Raw genomic sequence first — 20,477 nt, forward strand, 5'->3', positions numbered from 1 at the left:
CCTGCCGAGATTCGCGACAATGACGCCGCACGTCTGATGCCGCGACGACAGAGAGGTCCGCACGATGAGTGCCGCCCGGACAGAGGTCGAGCAGTGGGACGTCGTCGACGTCTCGATGGAGCTCCACTCCCCCGGCAACCCGTTCGACGTCCGCCCACGCGCCGAGTTCCGTCTCGACGGGTCCCACGGTGGCCGGACACGACACGAGGTCGAGGGCTTCTACGACGGCGACGGCGTCTACCGGGTGCGCTTCATGCCCGAGGAGGTCGGCACGTGGGCCTACCGCGTCACCGGGCCCGACGGCGCCCCGCTCGCCGCAGGCGCCTTCGACTGCGTCCCGGCGAGCGGGGACAACCACGGCCCGGTGCGTGTGCGGGACGAGCGCCGCTTCGGGTACGCGGACGGCACGCCCTACCGGCCGTTCGGCACGACCTGCTACGCCTGGGCGCACCAGCCCCTGGGGACCCAGGAACGGACCCTCGCCGCGCTCGGGAACGCGTCGTTCAACAAGCTGCGGATGTGCGTGTTTCCCAAGAACTACGCCTTCAACGCCGCCGAACCCACCCGGTTCCCGTTCGAGCGCCACGACGACGGGACCTTCGACCACACCCGTCCCGACCCGGTGTTCTACCGCCACCTCGAGGCACAGGTCGTCGCCCTGCAACGCCTGGGCATCGAGTGCGACCTCATCCTGTTCCACCCCTACGACAAGGGCCGGTGGGGCTTCGACCGGATGGACGCCGAGGCGGACGAACGCTACCTGCGGTACACGCTGGCCCGCCTCGCGGCGTACCGGAACGTGTGGTGGTCGCTGGCCAACGAGTACGACTTCATGCGCGAGAAGACGATGGACGACTGGGACCGCGCCTTCGCGACCGTCGCACGGTACGACCCGTACGGCCACCTGGCCTCGATCCACAACGGCACCCGCATGTACGAGCCCGCGAGCCTCGCCCTCTACGACCACCACCGCCCCTGGGTGTCGCACGTCAGCCTGCAGCACTGGGACGTCCAGCAGATGCGCCAGTGGCGTTCTGAATGGTCCAAGCCCGTCGTCGTGGACGAGTGCGGCTACGAGGGGGACCTGCCCTTCCGGTGGGGCGACCTGACCGCGGAGGCCGTCGTCGACACGTTCTGGACCGGCGTCGTCCTCGGCGGCTACGTCAGCCACGGCGAGACCTACCTCCGCGACGGCGACGCCCCGATCTGGTGGGCGCAGGGCGGCGACCTGGTCGGCGAGAGCCCGGCCCGCATCGCCTTCCTGCGGCAGGTCGTCGAGAGCCTGCCGGACGACGTCGCCCCGCTCGACGACGACCGCCGCCACAGCGCACCCACCCTGGGGATCGAGGGATCCGTCTACCTGCAGTACTTCGGGCGCCACCGCCCCGCCTACCGGGTCGTCGAACTGCCGGACGACACCGACTTCTCGGTCGAGGTCATCGACACCTGGACCATGACCAGCACCCCCGCACCGGGCACCTACCGCGGCCCGAGCCGCGTCGAGCTCCCGGGAACCCCCGGCATCGCCGTCCTTGCGCGGGCCGCGGAGTGAGGACGCCGTGCGTCACGGGTGGCCGGCGACCGGGCGCGCGTGCGCGCGTGCCCTGACGCGCAGGGCGGCCGAGCCCAGGCCCGCGGCCAGGAGGGAGCCGGAGAGGATCGCGATCGTCACCGTGTCGCTGTGCCCGAACGCGAGGTCGCCGACCAGCAGCGCGACGGTGAACCCGATCCCGGCCAGCAGGGCGACCGCGGCGACGTCCCACGGCCTCACGCCGTCACCCAGGCCGGTGCGGCCGAGGCGGGCGGCCAGCAGGGCGGCCACCGTGATGCCCACGGCCTTGCCCACCACGAGCCCGAGCATGATCGCGATCGCGACCGGGTCGGACAGCGCCTGACGCAGCCCCGTGATCCCCCCGACGGTGACCCCGGCGGAGAAGAACGCGAAGACGGGGATGGCGACGGCGTTGGAGAACGGTCGCACCACATGCTCCAGACGGTCAGCGGTCGGCCCGGCGGCGGCGCACAGCCCGAGTGCGACGCCGGCCACCGTCGCGTGCACGCCCGATGCATGCACCAGCGTCCACGCGAGCAGTGCGAGCGGGACGAGGACGAGCGGGTGCGTGATCCCGCGGCCGGTCGCGAGCGCGAACAGCACCAGGGGCACCACCGCGGCGGCGAGAGCCCAGCCCTGGACGTCGTCCGTGTACCCCACGGCGATGATCGTCACCGCCAGCAGGTCGTCCACGACGGCCAGGGTCAGCAGGAAGACGCGCAGCGCGGGCGGCAGCCCACGCCCGACCAGCCCGAGGACCGCCAGCGCGAACGCGATGTCCGTCGCGGTCGGGATGGCCCAACCGTGCAGGGCGGGCACGCCGGCGATCGTCACGACCGCGACGTACACCAGTGCGGGCACGACGACGCCGCCCACCGCACCGGCGATCGCGGGCGCCGCACGCCGCGGGTCGCGCAGCTCACCCCGGGTGAACTCGCGACGGAGCTCGAGCCCCACGACGAAGAAGAACACCGCCAGCAGGCCGTCGGCGGCCCAGTGCCCCACCGACAGGTGCAGGCCGATCGCTGACGGGCCGAAGGAGGCTTCTCGCGCGGCGTCGTACGCCGGGGCGGCCGGCGAGTTCGCCACGACCAGCGCGGCGACGGTCGCCGCGGCGAGCAGCAGGCCCGCGACCTGGTCGCCACGCAAGACGTCGAGCACACGCCTCCGCGGGGCGGTGCGGGCAGGGGAGGACAAGGAAGGAACAGGCAACGGGTACTCCAGGGGCACGGCGCCACCCGCGACGTCGAGGAACGACGCGCGCAGGCTCGCCAGCGGTCAGGGGCTCGGTCGCTCGGCCTCAGCCGAGCAAGGCCCCCGACGGCGGAACTCCCGCGATCTCGCCGTGCGCGTTCGTGCCCCACGACGACAGCCACCCGTTCGTCCCCGCGGGACGATCAGCGCCCGCGGGAAGGCGACGGCGAGGTGCGCGCACGGCGTCACGAGCGCGCACCGCGCGCTCCTCCACACCCCGCTCCTCGCCCATCCCTCCAGCCTAACCAGCGCGCGGACCGCTGTCTGTGACCCGGCCCATGGCGGCCGAGGACCGGGTGGGCGACGACGGCGCCGCGGTCACGAGGCGCGATGTGGCACAGGTTCGGGTCTGGGGAGAGGACTGCCCGTCGTGAGCGACCGTCACGACTGCATGTCGACGAACCGCGAGTAGTGCCCCTGGAACGCGACGGTGATGGTGTCGGTCGGTCCGTTACGGTGCTTGGCGACGATCAGGTCGGCCTCGCCGGCGCGAGGCGACTCCTTCTCGTACGCGTCCTCGCGGTGCAGCAGGATCACCATGTCGGCGTCCTGCTCGATGGAGCCCGACTCACGCAGGTCCGACATCGCCGGCTTCTTGTCCTGCCTCTGCTCCGGACCACGGTTCAGCTGTGACAGCGCGATGACCGGCACGCCGATCTCCTTCGCGAGGAGCTTGAGCGCACGGGAGAACTCGGAGACCTCCTGCTGGCGCGACTCGACCTTCTTGCCGGAGGTCATGAGCTGGAGGTAGTCGATGACGACGAGCTTGAGGTCGTGCTTCTGCTTGAGCCGTCGGCACTTGGCGCGGATCTCGGTGAGCGACATGTTCGGCGAGTCGTCGATGAACATCGGCGCCTCGGACACACGGCCCATCACCTTGGCGACCTTCTGCCAGTCGTCCTCGCCCATGGAGCCGTTGCGCAGCTTCTGCAGATGGACCCGCGCCTCGGCCGAGAGCAGACGCATCGTGATCTCGTTGCGGCTCATCTCGAGCGAGAAGACGACGGAGGACTGCTGGTGCTTGATCGACGCCGCTCTGGCGATGTCGATGGCCAGCGTCGACTTGCCCATGGCAGGCCGAGCGGCGATGACGATCATCTGCCCGGGGTGCAGTCCGTTCGTCAGCCGGTCGAGGTCGGCGAAGCCTGTGGGCACGCCGACCATGCCCTCACCGCGGTTGCCGGCCGCCTCGATCTCGTCCATCGTGCCGCCGATGATCTCGGCGAGCGGCAGGTAGTCCTCGGAGGTCTTGCGCTCGGTGACCGCGTAGATCTCGGCCTGCGCGGTGTTGACGATGCCCTCGACGTCGCCGCCGTCGGTCGCGTAGCCGAGCTGCACGATCTTGGTGCCGGCCTCGACGAGCCGGCGCAGCACGGCACGCTCCTGCACGATGCGGGCGTAGTAGCCGGCGTTGGCGGCGGTGGGGACGCCCGCCATGAGGTCGTGGATGTACGGCGCGCCGCCGACGCGGGCGAGCTCGCCGCGCTTGGTGAGCTCGGCGACGACGGTGATGGCGTCGGCGGGCTCGCCGCGGCCGTACAGGTCGATGATGGCGTCGTAGATCGCCTCGTGCGCGGGACGGTAGAAGTCGTTGCCGCGGATCTGCTCGACCACGTCGGCGATGGCGTCCTTGGAGAGGAGCATGCCGCCGAGCACGCTCATCTCGGCAGCGACGTCCTGAGGAGGAGTGCGGTCGAAGGTGGCGCCGGGCGCCCCCTGATATCCCGCCTCGAGCTCCTCGATCGACATGCTCACCCCGCTCCCCCGCCGTCGCCGGCGTCCGGTCCGTCACCGGACATCGACTCCCGCTGTCAGGTCCACGTTCTACCGTGGCCCTCTGACACCGCGGACGACGCTAGGCGCGCCCGCGACCATGCGCAATCGACGGTGTGGACACGACTGTGGATGACCCTGTGGATATGCACCCCAGGCTGTGCACGGGCGGTGGACAGGCATGTGCACAACTGGGGATATCGGCTGTGTACAACTTCTGGCGGGCCGCTGACCTGCGGCGACGCTACCCTCAGGCTGTGGAGGAGAAGAAAGTTGGGTGAGGTGCACCGCACCCCGGATCCAGACGGCGGACACCCCGACGCCACCCCTCCTTCACCGACGCCGCCGGGGGGTCACCCGCCGGCGCGGGCCGCCCACACGGTTGTCCACAGGGCCGACCGGCGCCGCATCGACCGCGACATCCTCGCCCTCGCGCTCCCCGCACTCGGCGCCCTCGTCGCCGAGCCGCTGTTCGTCCTCGTGGACAGCGCGGTCGTCGGTCACCTCGGCACGGCTCAGCTCGCGGGCCTGTCCGTCGCCTCCACCCTGCTCGTCACGCTCGTCGGGCTCTGCGTCTTCCTCGCCTACGCGACGACCGCCGCCGTCGCCCGCCTCGTGGGCGCCGGGCGCACCCGCGACGCCCTGCAGTCCGGGATCGACGGCATGTGGCTCGCCCTCGGCCTCGGCGTCGTCCTGGCCGCCGTCCTCGCCGTCGGGGCGCACTGGGCGGTCGGGGCGATGGGCGCGGGCCCGGACGTCGCGGGGTACGCGGCCACCTACCTGCGCTGGTCGGTGATCGGTCTGCCGGGGATGCTCGTGGTGCTCGCGTCGACCGGCGTGCTGCGCGGCCTGCAGGACACCCGCACCCCCCTGTGGGTGGCGTCCACAGGGGCGGTCGTCAACGCGATCCTGTCCGTCGTCCTGGTCTACGGGGCCGGCCTGGGGATCGCGGGCTCCGCCATCGGCACGGCCGCCACGCAGCTCGGCATGGGCGCCGTGCTCACCGTCGTCGTGGTGCGCGGAGCCCGGCGCCACCACGCGTCGCTGCGGCCGCACCACGCGGGCATCTGGGCCAACGCCCGCGCCGGTGCCCCGCTGTTCGTCCGGACGGCGTCCCTGCGCCTCGCCATCCTGCTCACCGTGGCCGTCGCGACGAGCCTCGGTGCGACCGCGCTGGCCGGCTACCAGGTCGTCAACAGCCTGTGGGGTCTCGCCGCGTTCGCCCTCGACGCGCTCGCCATCGCGGGCCAGGCGCTGGTGGGCCACGGGCTCGGGTCCGGCGACGTGGGCCGGGTGCGCGCCGTCCTGCGCCGGTCGCTGCAGTGGGGTGTCGGCGCCGGGGTCGTCATCGGCGCCGTCTTCGCGGCCTCCGGATGGTGGCTCGCCCCGCTGTTCACCAGCGATCACGACGTGCGCGTCGCGATCACGGCCGGCCTGGTCGTCACCGGCGTGCTCATGCCGATGGCGGGCTGGGTCTTCGTGCTCGACGGCGTCCTCATCGGTGCCGGGGACGGCCGGTTCCTCGCCTGGGCGGGCATGCTCACGCTGGTGGTCTACGTGCCGTTCGCCCTCGCGGTCCGTACCTGGGCTCCCGAGGGCCCCCTCGGGCTGGCCTGGCTGTGGGCCGCGTTCGCGGGCGTGTTCATGTTCGCCCGCGCCCTGACGACCGGCCTGCGCGCCCGCGGCGACCGCTGGATGGTCACAGGCGCCTGAGCCCCGGGCTTCATTCGGCAGCTGTGCAGGTTCTCGGCACCTGGAGATGCCGAACATGTCCGGGAGTGCCGAACGGGACGCCTGCCGGGGTCACCCGGGCCGGGTGAGCGGAGGACGACGGCGCGCGTCGTGGCGCACGTGCGGCGGGAACCTGCGCAGCAGCCGCCGTGCGACGTCGTCGACGTCGCCCGCGTCCCGGGAGGTGACGCGGAACGGTGCGACGCCCGTCGCCTCGGTGATGGCGTCGTGCCGACGCTTCTCGGCCACGAGGGCGTCGGCACCCCGGTATCCCGGGGCGAGCTCGCCGTCCCGGTACTTCACCAGCCCGTCGTACTCGGCGAGCACGCCGTGCTCCGGCCAGCCGAGGTCGACCCGGAACGTCCCGATCCTGGTGACCACCTCCACCTGCGTCTCGGGTCGCGGCAGCCCCGCCCAGAGCGCCACGTATCGCAGCCACGTCTCCCAGGGAGTCTCTGCGCCCGTGTCAGCGAGCTCGACGAGCACTGCGCCACGCGCTCCGCCCCGGTAGCGTCGCGCGACGATCTCCCGCACCTCCTCGCGATCAGCCCCACGGCGGAGTGCCGCGTCGGCGACGACCAGACCGTCGAGCGCCGGCAGCGTCGTCGCGCAGTCCGCGACGGTGCGGGCGAGGGACGTCACCGGGAGCCCCGCGGCCACGTCGCGCTGGCCGGGAACCACGGGGAGGGTGTGGCGCCGGACGTCCGCGGCGGCGCGGGACGACGCGCGGTAGTGCTGGGTCAGGTGGACGTCCTCCGGCAACCTCCAGACCGGGAGCCCGTGCAGGACGGCGGCGGTCGCGTGGCTGAACCAGTGCAGCGTGCGGAGCCCTGCGTGCACCGCGTGCGCCCGGTCCACCACCCCGGACCGCGCCAGGGTGGCGCGCTCCGTCGCGGTGGACGGCTCCACGCCGTCGACGGCACGATACGCACCCCGGCGCACCCGCTCGAGGGCGCCGGCGCGCAGCCCTGACCGCAGGGCGTACGGGTCGTGGTCGCGGGCGAGCAGGATTCTCGTGGGCACCGCCCCAGGGTGACCGAGCAGCGCGGGCGGCCTCCGCCGTCGTCCACAGCCTGCGTCTCGTTCGGCAGTCGCGGCGATGTTCGGCAACCGTAGGTGCCGAACATCGCCGATGCTGCCGAACGAAACCCCCGGGGGTGGGACGACGAAGGTCCCGGTCCCCTCGCGGGGGCCGGGACCTTCGTGCGTCAGGCGTCAGGCGTTCAGCCGGCGACGACCTTGACGGCGATCTTCGCGGAGACCTCGGGGTGCAGGCGCACCGACACGGTGTAGTCACCGGTCGTCTTGATCGGCTGGCCGATCTCGATCTTGCGCTTGTCGACCTGCGGGCCCTCGGCGGCCACGACCGCGTCGGCGATGTCACCGGTGGTGACGGCACCGAACAGGCGGCCGGACTCGCCGGCGTGCGCCGTGACGACGACGGTCTTGGCGGCCAGCGAGTCGGCCACCGCCTTCGCCTCGTCCAGCGTGGCGATCTCGCGGGCCTTGCGGGCCTTGCGGATCGCGGAGACCTGGGACTCGGCGCCCTTGGTCCAGGGGGTGGCCAGACGGCGCGGGATGAGGAAGTTCCGGGCGTACCCGTCCTTCACCTCGACGACGTCGCCAGGCTCACCGAGACCGGTGACCTCGTGGGTCAGGATCAGCTTCGACATGATTCAGTGATCCTTCCGGTCAGCGGGCCGAGGACGAGTACGGCAGCAGCGCCATCTCACGGGCGTTCTTCACCGCACGGGCGATCTGACGCTGCTCCTGGACGGAGACGCCGGTCACGCGACGCGCGCGGATCTTGCCGCGGTCGGAGATGAACTTGCGCAGCAGCGCGGTGTCCTTGTAGTCGACGGACTCGATCTTGGCCGTCTTGAGCGGGTTGGCCTTCTTCTTGGGCTTGCGCACCACAGGCTTCGCCATGGTGTTGCTCCTTCACAGGTGCAGTCCGCACGACGAGCCGGCCGCGAGGGCCGCCGGCGTGGGACGGGTGATCTGGGGACTGGCGCCGATCAGAACGGGGGCTCGTCCGAGAACCCGCCACCGGAGGAGGCGGGACCGGCCGTGGCCCACGGGTCGTTGCTCTGACCGCCGCCGGAAGAACCGAAGCCTCCGCCGGGCTGGCCGCCGCCACCCTGGGGGCCGCCGTAGCCGCCCCCCTGGTTGCCGCCGCCACCGCCGAAGCCGCCGCCGCCACCCGAGCGCTGGGCGCGGGTGACCTTCGCCGAGGCGTACCTCAGCGACGGGCCGACCTCGTCGACCTGCAGCTCCATGACGGTGCGCTTCTCCCCCTCGCGGGTCTCGTACGAGCGCTGCGTCAGACGGCCCTGCACGACGACGCGCATGCCCTTCGTCAGCGACTCGGCGACGTTCTCCGCGGCCTCGCGCCAGACCGAGCAGGACAGGAACAGCGCTTCGCCGTCCTTCCACTCGTTGGTCTGGCGGTCGAACGTGCGCGGCGTGGACGCGATGCGGAAGTTGGCGACGGCAGCCCCTGAGGGGGTGAAGCGCAGCTCCGGGTCCGCGACCAGGTTTCCGACGACCGTGATGACGGTCTCACCAGCCATGCCATGCTCCTTCGTTCGTCCGAGAGTCGTGAGGGGATCCCATCACGGGACTGTGACATCCACCCTGTCGATATCCACAACGGGGAGGACGCCGCCCGCGACGGGGGCAGAGTTTCGGTTCAGGTCTCAGCGGGCGTCGGTGCGCAGGATCTTGGTGCGCAGCACGGCCTCGTTCAGGCCGAGCTGGCGGTCCAGCTCCTTCGCGGTGGCCGGCGTCGAGGTGAAGTCGACGACGGCGTAGATGCCCTCGGAACGCTTGTTGATGTCGTACGCCATGCGGCGACGACCCCAGATGTCGACCTTGTCGACGGACCCACCCTCGGTCGAGATGACCGTCAGGTACTTGTCCAGCGACGGGGCCACGGTGCGCTCCTCGACCTCCGGGTCCAGGATCACCATCAGCTCGTACTGACGCATGTGTTCAACCCACCTCCTCTGGTCTCAGCGGTCACGGTCGTTCCGTGACAGGAGGGTTCTTGCGTGCGTCGGCCGCGCGCCGCCCCGGAACGGTCCGGGATGGTGGGCACAGCCAGTCGACCAGGATACCCGCCGGGGCGGGTGTCCTGGAAATCGGTCAGTCGTCAGCGCCGTCGATGCCGTCGAGGAAGCCGCCCTCGTCCTCGGTGGCGGTCGGGTCCGGGGTCGGCGAGTTGCCGTTCCCGCCGCCGTTCCCGTTGCCGTTGTCGTCGTTGCCGGGCTCGGGACCCTTCGAGACGATCAGCGTGACGGTGGAGCCCTGGTCGACGCTGCTGCCCTGACCGGGATCGGTGCCGATCACGACGCCGACGGGCTGGTCGCTGAACTCCTCGCGCACCTTCGGCTGGAGGGCGTCGCCGTAGATCATCTGCTCGGCGGTGGTCCGTGGCTGCCCGACGACGTTCGGCACCACGACCTGCTCCGGCTGGTCGGGCTGGCCGGTGGAGACGACGAGGGTGACGGTGGTGCCCACGGGCACCTCCTGACCCGCGCCCGACGTCTGCAGCACGGTGCCCTTGCGCTCGTCGCTGTTCTGCGCCTGCGTCCGGACGACGAGCTGCAGCTTCTCCAGCTCCCGGGTCGCCTTGGCGACGTCCTGGCCGGTGAGGTCCGGCACCGTGACCTTCTCCTCCTCGGTCTCGCTCGGCGTCGGCGAGGGGGAGAACGTCGGCTGCGACGGCACGTACTCGGGGAACTCCTCGACGTCCATGCCCTCGGTCGCGACCTGCATGAAGTCGGTCCACGCGCGCACCGGCCACGAACCACCGGTGATCTCGCTCCACTCGCCGAAGCCGTCGATCTCGTCCTGGCCGGAGATCTTGCCCGCCTCGAGGTCGAGGGTCTGGTACTGGCGCAGGCCGACCACGGTGGTGAGCTGGGGCACGAAGCCCGCGAACCATGCGGACCGGTTGTTCTGCGACGTGCCGGTCTTGCCGGCGACCGGCCGGCCGAGCTCCTGGGCGGTGTCCCCGGACCCCTCCTCGACGACCTTGGTCATCGCGTAGGTGGCCGCGGTGGTGACGTCCGCGTCGAACTCCTTCTCCTGCTCGGTGGGGCCCTCGTAGAGCGTGGTGCCGTCGAGCGTCTCCACCTTCGCCACGATGTGCGGCTTGGTGCGGTAGCCCCCGGCCGCGATGGTGGAGTAGGCACGCGCGAGGTCGATCGGGTAGATGGACGCGGTGCCCAGCACGTTGGAGGGGACGGCGTCGATCGGGTAGGACTCCGAGTCGCGGATGCCGGCGCGGTGCGCCACGTCGACGGTCTTCTCCGGCCCGTTCTCCACGTTGAGCTCCGCGTACGCGGTGTTCACGGAGTGCGCCGTGGCGTCGGCGAGGTCGATCTGGCCGAAGTCCTCCAGCCCGAAGTTGGCGGGCGACCAGGGCTTGCCCTCGTCGTCCTTGATGTCCGGGAAGACGTGCGGCGAGTTGCCGTCGAAGGTGTCCTCGAGCGTGTAGTCGTTCTCGAGCGCCGCCATGAGGGTGAACGGCTTGAACGTCGAGCCCGCCTGGACGACGTCCTGCGTGGCCGTGTTGAGCGATTGCTTGACGTAGTCCGGCCCGCCGTACAGCGCCTTCACGGCACCGGTCTGCGGGTCCATCGACACCAGCGACATGCGGACGTTCTTGTTCGCCTTGCCGTAGGTGCCGTCCTCGTGCAGCGACTTCTCGACCTCGACCGCCGTCTTCTGCAGCTTCTGGTCGATCGTGGTGGTGATCTTGAGGCCGCGGGTCTCGAGCTCCTGCTCGGACTCGAGGGGCCCGTCCGGGTTGCTCTCGGACCTGACGAGCTCCTTCTTCACCTGGGCGAGGAGGTAGCCCTTCTGGCCGCCCTGGGTGTTGGTGGCTTCCTTCTTCTTCTGGAACTTGGGGAACTCGGCCTTCGCGTACTCGTCGTCGGTGATGTACCCCTGCTCGTGCATCCGGTCGATGCTGCGCTGCCAGCGGATCTTCGCCTGGTCGGGGTTCACCGACGGGTCCCAGTTCACCGGCGACGGGATGATGCCGGACAGCATCGCCGCCTCGGACGGCGTGAGGTCCTTGGCGTCCTTGTTGAAGTACTCCTGCGAGGCCGCCTGGATGCCGTAGGTGCCGCGGCCCCAGTAGATGGTGTTGAGGTAGTTCGCCAGCACCTCTTCCTTGGGCTGGGACTGCGCCACCTTGAGCGCGATGATCGCCTCGCGGGCCTTGCCCGCGTACGACGTCGTCGTGTTGAGGTAGTACCGCTCCACGTACTGCTGCGTCAGGGTGGAGGCGCCCTGTCGGCCGCCGCCCTTGAGGTTGTTGTACGCGGCGCGCACGATGCCCTTGGGGTCGACGCCCTTGTTGGTCCAGAACGTCTCGTCCTCGGACGCGACGACGGCGTTGCCCACGTAGGCGGGCAGGTCCGCGAGCTGGACGATCTCGCGCTTCTGCTCGGCGAACGTGCCCATCTCCTTGCCGTTCGCCCAGTACACGGTCGTGGCCTGGTACTGCACGTCGTCGAGACCGTCGGGGATCGTCGTCGTGCTCCACGCGGCCACGAACAGACCCGCGCCGAGCGCCGTCCCGGTGAGCAGGGTGCCGACGACGATGCGCCAGGACGGCAGCCAGCGCTGCACCGGGCCCTTGCGCGGGCGCGGGTAGTTCCAGAAGCGACGTCTCCTCGCCACGTCAAGCCTTTCGTCGTGCGGGACCGGCGTCGTGCTCATAGAGTGCGCCAGCCTGCGGACCACAGGGAACACTAGGCGATGCGGTAGGGCCAGAGGGAGCCTCGGGCGCTCGGGGCGACGGTTCGGCCCCAGGCGTCCCCAGCCCTCTGGCCGGCGCTCCGCGGAACCTTCACAACTGCCCGGGCGTCCCGAGCGGCCACCTCCCGTTGCACGACCGTGTCGGCGAGTCCTATCCTCGCGATGTATCGACTCGATACGTCGTGACGACGGGTCGGCAGCAACGGGACGACAGGACGGGAAGGGGAACCCTCGTGCGCACCAGGTCTGTGGTGCTCGAGACGGCCATCCTCGGCCTGCTCAACTCCGCCCCGCTGCACGGGTACGAGCTGCGCAAGCGGCTCAACCTGCTGCTCGGCTCGTTCCGCGCGTTCTCCTACGGCACCCTCTACCCGGCGCTGAAGTCCCTCGTCGCCCGCGGCCTCATCGAGACCACGGAGCGGGAGACCCCGGCCACCGCGGCCCGGGCGTCGGGCACGCGGCAGGCCGGTGCCAAGCCCTCGGGCAAGGCTCCCCTGTCGGGCCGGCGCGGGCGCATCGTGTACCGGCTGACGGCGGACGGTAAGGAGCATCTCCAGACCGTCCTCGCGTCGTCCGGCCCGGCCGCCTGGGAGGACGAGAACTTCGACGTCCGCTTCGCGTTCTTCGCGCAGACGGACGCCGAGACCCGCATCCGTATCCTCGAGGGCCGGCGAACCCGGCTCACCGAGCGCCTGGAGGCGGTCCGAGAGTCTGCCGCACGCACCCGCGAGCGGCTCGACGAGTACACCCTCGAGCTGCAGCGCCACGGGCTCGAACAGGTCGAGCGCGAGGTGCGCTGGCTCGACGGACTCATCACCACGGAACGCGACCGTGCTCTCGGCCGCGCCCGCGACCACAACGCCGGGGCGTCCGACGCGCCGGCCCAGAGAAACAAGGAGCGAGGATGACCTCCGTCCGCGTTGCCATCGTCGGTGTCGGAAACTGTGCATCGTCCCTGATCCAGGGCGTGCACTTCTACCGCGACGCCGCCCCGACCGACACCGTCCCCGGCCTCATGCACGTGCAGCTCGGCGACTACCACGTGCGTGACCTGGAGTTCGTCGCGGCGTTCGACGTCGACGCGAAGAAGGTCGGCTTCGACCTCGCCGAGGCGATCCACGCCTCCGAGAACAACACGATCAAGTTCGCCGACGTGCCGCCCACCGGCGTCACCGTGCAGCGCGGTCACACCCTCGACGGTCTCGGCGACTACTACTCCGCGACGATCGACGAGTCGGACGCCGAGCCGGTCGACGTCGTCCAGGCGCTCAAGGACGCGAAGGTCGACGTCCTCGTCTCCTACCTGCCGGTGGGCTCCGAGGAGGCGGACAAGTTCTACGCGCAGGCCGCGATCGACGCGAAGGTCGCCTTCGTCAACGCGCTGCCCGTCTTCATCGCCTCGGACCCCGAGTGGGCGAAGAAGTTCGAGGACGCCGGCGTGCCGATCGTCGGCGACGACATCAAGTCGCAGGTCGGCGCCACGATCACGCACCGCGTGCTCGCCAAGCTGTTCGAGGACCGCGGCGTCGTGCTCGACCGCACGTACCAGCTGAACGTCGGCGGCAACATGGACTTCAAGAACATGCTGCAGCGCGACCGCCTCGAGTCGAAGAAGGTCTCCAAGACGCAGGCGGTGACCTCCAACCTCGAGGGCCCGCTGGGCGGCAAGAAGGAGGACCGCAACGTCCACATCGGGCCGTCGGACTACGTCGCGTGGCTCGACGACCGCAAGTGGGCCTACGTGCGCCTCGAGGGCCGCGCGTTCGGCGAGGTCCCCCTGAACCTGGAGTACAAGCTCGAGGTGTGGGACTCCCCGAACTCGGCCGGCATCATCATCGACGCCGTCCGCGCCGCCAAGATCGCGCTGGACCGCGGCATCGGCGGCCCGATCCTCTCGGCGTCGACCTACTTCATGAAGTCCCCGCCCGTGCAGATGGAGGACACCGCGGGCCGCGCCCAGCTCGAGGCGTTCATCCGCGGCGACGTCGAGCGCTGACACCGCCACCACCGACACGGCGACAGAGAGGCCTTCCCCCCGTCACGGCGGGGGAAGGCCTCTCTGCCTGGGACGAACCCCGCATGGGAAGGTAGGGACGTGGGAGGCTTCGGCGAGACCTGGCACGAGCTGCGCGCGCTGCTGCGGCTGGAGGGCTTCCGCAAGCTCTTCACCGTCCGGCTCGTCTCGCAGGCGGGCGACGGCATGTTCCAGGTGGGCCTGGCCTCCCTGCTGTTCTTCTCCCCCGAGTCGCAGGGGACCGCGGCCGCCATCGCCGGCGCGTTCGCGGTCATGCTCGCGCCGTTCACGATCGTCGGCCCGTTCGCGGGCGTCCTGCTCGACCGGTGGCAGCGTCGCCAGGTGCTGGTGTGGGGCAACGCGGTGCGCGTCGTGATCACGGTCGCGATGGCCGGTGCGATGCTCACCTGGGGCGTCAGCGGCGTCACCTACGCGCTCGGCCTCGCGGCCCTGTCCGTCAACCGCTTCCTCCTCGCCGGCCTCTCCGCCGGCCTGCCGCGGGTGGTCGACGGGCCGCTGCTGCTCACGGCCAACGCGCTGTCGCCCACGCTCGGCGCGGGGGCCGCGTTCGTGGGCGGCGGGATCGGCTTTCTCCTCGGCCTGACGTTCGAGCCGGGGCGGGTCAAGGACTCCTCCGCGCTCGTCTGCGCGGCGCTCGTCTTCGGCGTCGCCTCCCTGCTCGCCACGCGCCTGCGGCGCACCCAGCTCGGGCCGGAGCGGCCCGCGGAGGCGGACATCCGCAGCGAGATCGCCAAGGTCGCGCGCGGCCTCGCCGACGGCGCGCGCTACCTCGTCGCCCGGCGGACCCCCGGCCAGGCGCTGCTCGCGATGGCGGTGCACCGCTTCCTGTACGGCGTCGTCTTCATCGCGTCGATCCTCATCTCGCGCAACCTGCTGGACCCGGGGAGCCAGAGCGCCGGCATGGCGACCTTCGCCGTCGTCATCGGCCTCACGGGCGTCGGCGGCGCCCTCGCGATGGTGCTGACCCCCACGCTCTCGCGGCGTACCGGCCCCCAGGGCTGGATCGCCGTCATGCTGCTGCTCGCCGCCGCGAGCCAGCTGCTGCTCGTCACGACGCCGGAGCGGGTCGTCGTCTACGTCGGCGCCACCCTGCTCGGCCTCGCGGCCCAGGGCACGAAGATCGCCGTGGACACCATCGTGCAGCGCGACGCCGAGGACGAGTTCCGCGGCCGCGCGTTCGCGTTCTACGACGTCCTGTTCAACGCCGCGTTCGTCGGCGCGGCCGCTCTCGCCGCGTTCACCCTCCCGGACACCGGCTGGTCGCGCGGTGTCTTCATCGCCCTCGCGGTGGCCTACGTGCTGGCCGCGCTGCTCATGGCGACCCGGGGCGCCCGCACCCCGGCCGAGGTGCCCGCCCGCGTCCGCCGCGCCGGGGGCACCGAGGACACCGAGGACACCGCCACCCGCGCCTGACGCCTCCCGCCCCGGCGACGAGGTCGCCGCGAGAACGCCGCGAGATCTCGCACCTGACGGACCGACGAGTTCCGCCCGGAAATCAGGTCGTCACGGGAGCGGGAATATCGCAGGATGGTTCGTGGTCGTACACAGTACGGTCTCGCCCGCCCGGCCGACCGCACGATGATCGCACCGAGGGTGACCGTCCCCCGGGACCACGACCGACCACGACGACGTGCCGCGCCCACCGGCGTCGGCCCTCCCCTGTCCTCCGCCGGGACCCCCGGCACGACGCGAGCGGAGCACAGCGTGCCAGCCCCCCGACAGTCCGACACCGCCCGACCCGACGCGAGCTCCCCGGAGGCCACCCTGACGAACCCCGCCACCACCGACGAGGCCACGATGCCCGCCCGCGGCATCGTGATCGACGAGGCCGTCCCCCAGCGGCTGACCCGCCAGCAGTTCACCGTCATCGCGCTGCTGCTGGGTTCCGCGTTCGTCGTCATCCTCAACGAGACGACGATGAGCGTGGCCCTCGCCCCGTTGATGACCGACCTCGGGATCACCGCGAGCACCGGACAGTGGCTCACCACCGCGTTCATGCTCACGATGTCGGTGATCATCCCGGCGACCGGGTTCCTGCTGCAGCGCCTCGGCACGCGCGGCGCCTACCTGCTCGCGATGTCGCTGTTCAGCGCGGGCACCCTGCTCGCCGCGCTCTCCCCCGGCTTCGGATGGCTCCTGGGCGGCCGCATCGTGCAGGCGTCGGGCACGGCGATCATGATGCCGCTGCTCATGACGACGATCATGACCGTCGTGCCGCCGGCCATCCGCGGCAAGGTGATGGGCAACATCTCCATCGTCATGGCCGCCGCCCCGGCGCTCGGCCCCGCGATCTCCGGCATCATCCTGGACGCGCTGAGCTGGCGCTGGGTGTTCGGCATCGTGCTCCCGATCGCCGTGCTCGCCCTGGTCATGGGCTTCTTGTACGTCCGGGACGTCGCGGACCGTACACACTCGCGGCTCGACCCACTGTCGCTGTTCCTCGCGGCCGTGGCGTTCGGCGGCCTGGTGTACGGCCTGTCCAGCATCGGCGAGGCGGCACGCCACGCGCCGCCCGTCCCGCCGTGGATCCCGATCCTCGTCGGCGCGACGACGCTCGGCCTGTTCGTGTGGCGCCAGCTCCGGCTGGCCCGCCACGGCCGCGCGCTGCTCGACCTGAGCGTGTTCCGGTTCCGCGCGTTCTCCGTCGGCCTCGCCATCATGGCGGTCGGCATGCTCGCCATGTTCGGCTCGCTGATCCTGCTCCCGCTCTTCCTGCAGGACGCGATGGGCCTCGAGCCGCTGGCGACCGGGCTCATCGTGCTTCCCGGTGGCCTGCTCATGGGTCTGCTGGGGCCGACGGTCGGCCGCCTGTACGACCGGGTGGGGCCGCGCCCGCTGGTCACGCCCGGCCTGGTCGTGGTGACGATCGCCCTGGCCCTGTTCACGCAGGTGCACGCCGACTCGTCGCCCTGGTACATCCTGGCGCTGCACGTGACGCTCAGCCTCGGCCTCGCGTTCATGTTCACGCCGCTGTTCACCTCGGCGCTCTCGTCGCTCGCCCCGCGCCTGTACTCGCACGGCTCGGCCGCGATCGGCACCGTGCAGCAGCTCGCCGGCGCCGCCGGCACGGCGATGTTCGTCGCCGTGATGACGACGCGCTCCGTCGCCCTCATGGAGGACGGGGCGACGGCGCAGGTCGCGCTCGCCGAGGGCGTCGGCGACGCGTTCGTCTGGGGCGCGGCCATCATGCTCGTCGCGGTGGGGCTGTCGTTCCTGCTGCGGCGCGTGCCCGCCTCGCCTGACGGCGAGGGGATGTCGGCGGCGCACTGACCGGTCGTCGGCCCCGTCACGGGCCGGCGGCGCCGCCACGGCCGCCACGGGCGGTCACCGTCGCACGACGGTGACCGCCCGTCGTCGTTCCCCGCCGCCGTCCCCCGATGTCGCCCTCGCCCGTCAGGACGACGCTGCCTGCGAGGCGACGTCGTCGCGGGCCGCGACCTTGAACGCGGGCGCCAGCGCGATCACGCCGAGCGCCAGCAGTGCGGGCACGGCGAACGCGAGCCGCAGGCTCAGCAGCTCGGCGACGCCGCCGATCAGGCCCGCCCCGACGACGAACCCCACGTAGTTGAAGAGGTTGACGCGCGCGACCGCCACCCCTGTGCCCTCGGGGTCGAGGCGACCGGCCACGGAGAACGACAGCGGCACCACGACGCTCAGGCCCAGCCCCGTCAGCCCGAAGCCGACGACGGCCACCCACGGGTTCGGCGCGAGCGTCACCGCGGCGAGGCCCGCCGCCCCGACGATCCCGCCGACGGCCACGGGGGCCACCGGCCCGAACCGGTTGACCTGCCGGTCCGCAGCGAGCCGCCCCAGGAGCTGGCAGCCGAGGTAGGCGGCGAGGCCCAGCGGGGCGACGTTCGCCGCCGCGCCGAGTGCGTCCTGGATGTACTTGGTGGACCAGTTCGACGTCGCCGAGTCCGCGACGTAGACGATCGTCACCGCGAGCCCCACCAGGATCAGGGGGCCCCACGGAGGCCGCACGGGCCGCGGGGTCCCCGCGACGGCTCGCTCCCCTCCGACGGGCCCCACCGGCTCCGGGACGCCGTTCACTGTGTGCAGCGCCCGCTCCGCCGTCACCAGGCCCGGCACGGCTCGACCGGCCGGACGTGCCGCACCGCCCCCCGAGGCCGCCGTCGCCGCCAGGTCGACGGCGACGCCCACCGCGGCCACGAGCCCCAGCCCGGCGGCGAGCGACCAGCCGAGAGAGTGCGCGAGCACCGCCGCGAGCGACCCGAGGATGCCGCCCACGCTCCACGCGCCGTGGAAGGAGTTCAGCAGGCTGCGTCCGTACCGTTGCTCCACCTCCACGCCCTGCATGTTCATGCTCGCGTCCACCAGGCCGAGCAGCAGGCCGACCGCGGCGACCGAGGGGTAGAGGACCGTGACGGTCGGGGCCAGGCCCGCGCCGAGCACCGCGAGCGCCACGAGCGGGCCGCAGACGTGCAGCAGGCGGCCGCTGCCCACCCGCGGGGCCAGCACCCCGGCGAGCACGCTGCCGACGCCCGCCACGACCGGCACCGCCAGCAGGATCAGCGTCAGCGTGCCGTCCGAGATGCCGAGGTCGTGCTGCAGCGTCGGGACCTGGGCGAGCAGTCCTGCGAAGCACATGCCCTGCACCAGGTAGAACGCCGTCACCACGAGGCGCGCACGCCGGTCGGCGTCGCCGCCGCCCGCAGCGCCCCTGTCGCTCGCCGGGCCACCCGCCGGGCCGCTGCCCGCACCACTCGACGTCCCACCGGACCCGCTCATGCCCAGCCTCCGCTCGTCGCGCTCCGGGGCTCGCCGTCGGGCCCGCGCGCAAGCGTGAGGATAGACCCCGCCCGTGCCGGTGCGGGAGGGTCGGTCAGGCCTCGCGCCCCGCCCACCAGGTGCGCAGCTCCTGCTCCGCACGCTCCGTGCCGAGCGGGCCGTGCTCCATGCGCAGGGCGAGCAGGTGCTTGTACGCCTGCCCGACGGCGGGCCCGGGCGCGATGCCGAGCACCGCCATGATCTGGGAGCCGTCCAGGTCGGGGCGGATCGCGTCGATCTCCTCCTGCTCGCGCAGGGCGGCGATGCGGTGCTCGAGGTCGGTGTACGAGTCGGCGAGCCGCTGTGCCTTGCGCCTGTTCCGGGTGGTGGAGTCGGCGCGCGTGAGACGGTGCAGCCGCTCCAGCAGCGGCCCGGCGTCGGTGACGTAGCGGCGCACGGCGGAGTCGGTCCACTGGCCGTCGCCGTAGCCGTGGAAGCGCAGGTGCAGCTCGACGAGCCGCGCCACGTCCTTGACCACCTGCTTCTCGTACTTCAGGGCGCGCAGCCGCTTGGCCACGAGCTTCGCACCGACGACCTCGTGGTGGTGGAAGCTGACGCCGCCACCGGGCTCGAACCGGCGCGTGGCCGGCTTGCCGACGTCGTGCAGCAGGGACGCGAGCCGCAGCACGAGGTCCGGCGCGGGCACGGGCCCGTCGGGCCCGGTCTCCTGCGCGATCGCCTGCTCCAGCACGGTCAGCGAGTGCTGGTAGACGTCCTTGTGGCGGTGGTGCTCGTCGATCTCGAGCCGCAGCGCCGGCAGCTCGGGCAGCACGTGGTCGGCCAGGCCGGTGTCGACCAGCACCTCGAGCCCGGCACGGGGACGGTCGCTCAGCAGCAGCTTGGAGATCTCGGCCTGCACCCGCTCGGCCGAGACGATTTCGATGCGGCCCGCCATGTCCACGATCGCCTGCCGGGTGGCGGGCTCGACGTCGAACCCGAGCTGGCCGGCGAAGCGCGCGGCCCGCATCATGCGCAGCGGGTCGTCGTCGAACGACCGCTCTGGGGCGATCGGGGTGCGCAGGACCCCGCGCGCCAGGTCCGAGAGCCCGTCGAACGGGTCGACGAACGTGAGGTCGGGCAGCCGCACCGCCATCGCGTTGACCGTGAAGTCGCGGCGCGACAGGTCGCCGTCGAGCGTGTCGCCGAACGCCACGACGGGCTTGCGGGAGGCGGGGTCGTACTCGTCGCTGCGGTAGGTGGTGACCTCGACGACGACGTCGCCCGACGCGGGCGCCGCCCCGGCTCCGGACCCGCCGGTGCGCGCGAACCGCCGCGCGCCGATGGTGCCGAACTCCTTGCCGATGTCCCAGTGGGCGTCGCCCCAGCGGGCGAGCAGGGCCTGCGTCTCGTCGGGCGAGGCCGACGTCGCGAAGTCCAGGTCGTTGCTGGTACGGCCGAGGAAGGCGTCGCGGACGGGTCCGCCGACCAGCGCGAGCTCGTGCCCGGCGGCGCGGAACACCTCGCCCAGCTCGACGGCCGCGGGGGCCATCTCGGTCAGCACGGCGAGGGCGCGGCGCAGCAGTGCTGCGGGGGCCGGGGGTTCAGGGGTCGACACGGCGTCCCATCCTC

General features: G+C 71.9%; 16 protein-coding genes. 6 read left to right on the forward strand and 10 right to left on the reverse strand.

Going from position 1 to position 20,477, the window contains the following annotated elements:
* The first annotated feature begins 64 nt into the window (after positions 1 to 64).
* Entirely contained in the window at positions 65 to 1,552 is a 1,488-nt protein-coding gene (locus tag ACH436_RS14315; protein WP_430560865.1) for a DUF5060 domain-containing protein, read from the forward strand.
* Positions 1,553 to 1,564: 12 nt separating this feature from the next.
* On the opposite strand, the gene nhaA is transcribed toward ACH436_RS14315, so the two are convergent.
* Entirely contained in the window at positions 1,565 to 2,701 is a 1,137-nt protein-coding gene (gene nhaA / locus ACH436_RS14320; RefSeq protein ID WP_430560866.1) for a Na+/H+ antiporter NhaA, read from the reverse strand.
* A gap of 486 nt (positions 2,702 to 3,187) precedes the next feature.
* Positions 3,188 to 4,555, reverse strand: coding sequence for a replicative DNA helicase (gene dnaB, locus ACH436_RS14325; protein ID WP_429731010.1), 1,368 nt, complete (start codon positions 4,553 to 4,555; stop codon positions 3,188 to 3,190).
* A gap of 432 nt (positions 4,556 to 4,987) precedes the next feature.
* Between dnaB and ACH436_RS14330 the strand changes: the two genes are divergently transcribed.
* Positions 4,988 to 6,292 (forward strand): MATE family efflux transporter, encoded by a 1,305-nt coding sequence (locus tag ACH436_RS14330; RefSeq protein WP_430561027.1) that lies wholly within the window; start codon positions 4,988 to 4,990, stop codon positions 6,290 to 6,292.
* 90 nt (positions 6,293 to 6,382) lie between these two features.
* On the opposite strand, the gene ACH436_RS14335 is transcribed toward ACH436_RS14330, so the two are convergent.
* The 6 genes from ACH436_RS14335 to ACH436_RS14360 all read right to left on the reverse strand — a co-directional run bounded on the left by ACH436_RS14335 (position 6,383) and on the right by ACH436_RS14360 (position 12,046).
* A complete protein-coding gene (locus ACH436_RS14335) occupies positions 6,383 to 7,333 on the reverse strand; it encodes a hypothetical protein (protein ID WP_430560867.1) in 951 nt (316 codons plus the stop codon).
* Positions 7,334 to 7,533: 200 nt separating this feature from the next.
* Complete coding sequence (gene rplI, locus ACH436_RS14340) at positions 7,534 to 7,983, reverse strand: 50S ribosomal protein L9 (RefSeq protein WP_430560868.1); 450 nt, start codon at positions 7,981 to 7,983, stop codon at positions 7,534 to 7,536.
* A 19-nt stretch (positions 7,984 to 8,002) separates the two neighbouring features.
* Positions 8,003 to 8,239 (reverse strand): 30S ribosomal protein S18, encoded by a 237-nt coding sequence (gene rpsR, locus ACH436_RS14345; protein ID WP_100422261.1) that lies wholly within the window; start codon positions 8,237 to 8,239, stop codon positions 8,003 to 8,005.
* An 89-nt stretch (positions 8,240 to 8,328) separates the two neighbouring features.
* Positions 8,329 to 8,883, reverse strand: a complete 555-nt coding sequence (locus ACH436_RS14350; protein WP_430560869.1) for a single-stranded DNA-binding protein — start codon at positions 8,881 to 8,883, stop codon at positions 8,329 to 8,331.
* Between the two features lie 126 nt (positions 8,884 to 9,009).
* Positions 9,010 to 9,300, reverse strand: coding sequence for a 30S ribosomal protein S6 (gene rpsF / locus ACH436_RS14355; RefSeq protein ID WP_429762829.1), 291 nt, complete (start codon positions 9,298 to 9,300; stop codon positions 9,010 to 9,012).
* A gap of 157 nt (positions 9,301 to 9,457) precedes the next feature.
* A complete protein-coding gene (locus ACH436_RS14360) occupies positions 9,458 to 12,046 on the reverse strand; it encodes a transglycosylase domain-containing protein (protein WP_430560870.1) in 2,589 nt (862 codons plus the stop codon).
* 272 nt (positions 12,047 to 12,318) lie between these two features.
* Between ACH436_RS14360 and ACH436_RS14365 the strand changes: the two genes are divergently transcribed.
* The 4 genes from ACH436_RS14365 (at position 12,319) to ACH436_RS14380 (ending at position 17,390) form a co-directional block, all read left to right on the forward strand.
* Entirely contained in the window at positions 12,319 to 12,993 is a 675-nt protein-coding gene (locus ACH436_RS14365) for a PadR family transcriptional regulator (RefSeq protein WP_430560871.1), read from the forward strand.
* A complete protein-coding gene (locus tag ACH436_RS14370; protein WP_430560872.1) occupies positions 12,990 to 14,081 on the forward strand; it encodes an inositol-3-phosphate synthase in 1,092 nt (363 codons plus the stop codon). Before ACH436_RS14365 ends, ACH436_RS14370 begins: the two co-directional genes overlap by 4 nt.
* Before the next feature lie 99 nt (positions 14,082 to 14,180).
* The gene (locus tag ACH436_RS14375) at positions 14,181 to 15,533 is read left to right on the forward strand and encodes an MFS transporter (RefSeq protein ID WP_430560873.1); all 1,353 of its coding nucleotides are present in this window, start codon (positions 14,181 to 14,183) and stop codon (positions 15,531 to 15,533) included.
* Positions 15,534 to 15,917: 384 nt separating this feature from the next.
* A complete protein-coding gene (locus ACH436_RS14380; RefSeq protein ID WP_430561028.1) occupies positions 15,918 to 17,390 on the forward strand; it encodes an MDR family MFS transporter in 1,473 nt (490 codons plus the stop codon).
* A 123-nt stretch (positions 17,391 to 17,513) separates the two neighbouring features.
* On the opposite strand, the gene ACH436_RS14385 is transcribed toward ACH436_RS14380, so the two are convergent.
* On the reverse strand, positions 17,514 to 18,869 hold the full coding sequence (locus ACH436_RS14385; RefSeq protein WP_430560874.1) for an MFS transporter: 1,356 nt from the start codon (positions 18,867 to 18,869) through the stop codon (positions 17,514 to 17,516).
* 94 nt (positions 18,870 to 18,963) lie between these two features.
* The gene (locus tag ACH436_RS14390; protein WP_430560875.1) at positions 18,964 to 20,463 is read right to left on the reverse strand and encodes a CCA tRNA nucleotidyltransferase; all 1,500 of its coding nucleotides are present in this window, start codon (positions 20,461 to 20,463) and stop codon (positions 18,964 to 18,966) included.
* Positions 20,464 to 20,477: the final 14 nt, after the last annotated feature.

This window comes from Isoptericola sp. NPDC019693 (assembly GCF_044389085.1).
Taxonomy (GTDB): domain Bacteria; phylum Actinomycetota; class Actinomycetes; order Actinomycetales; family Cellulomonadaceae; genus Isoptericola.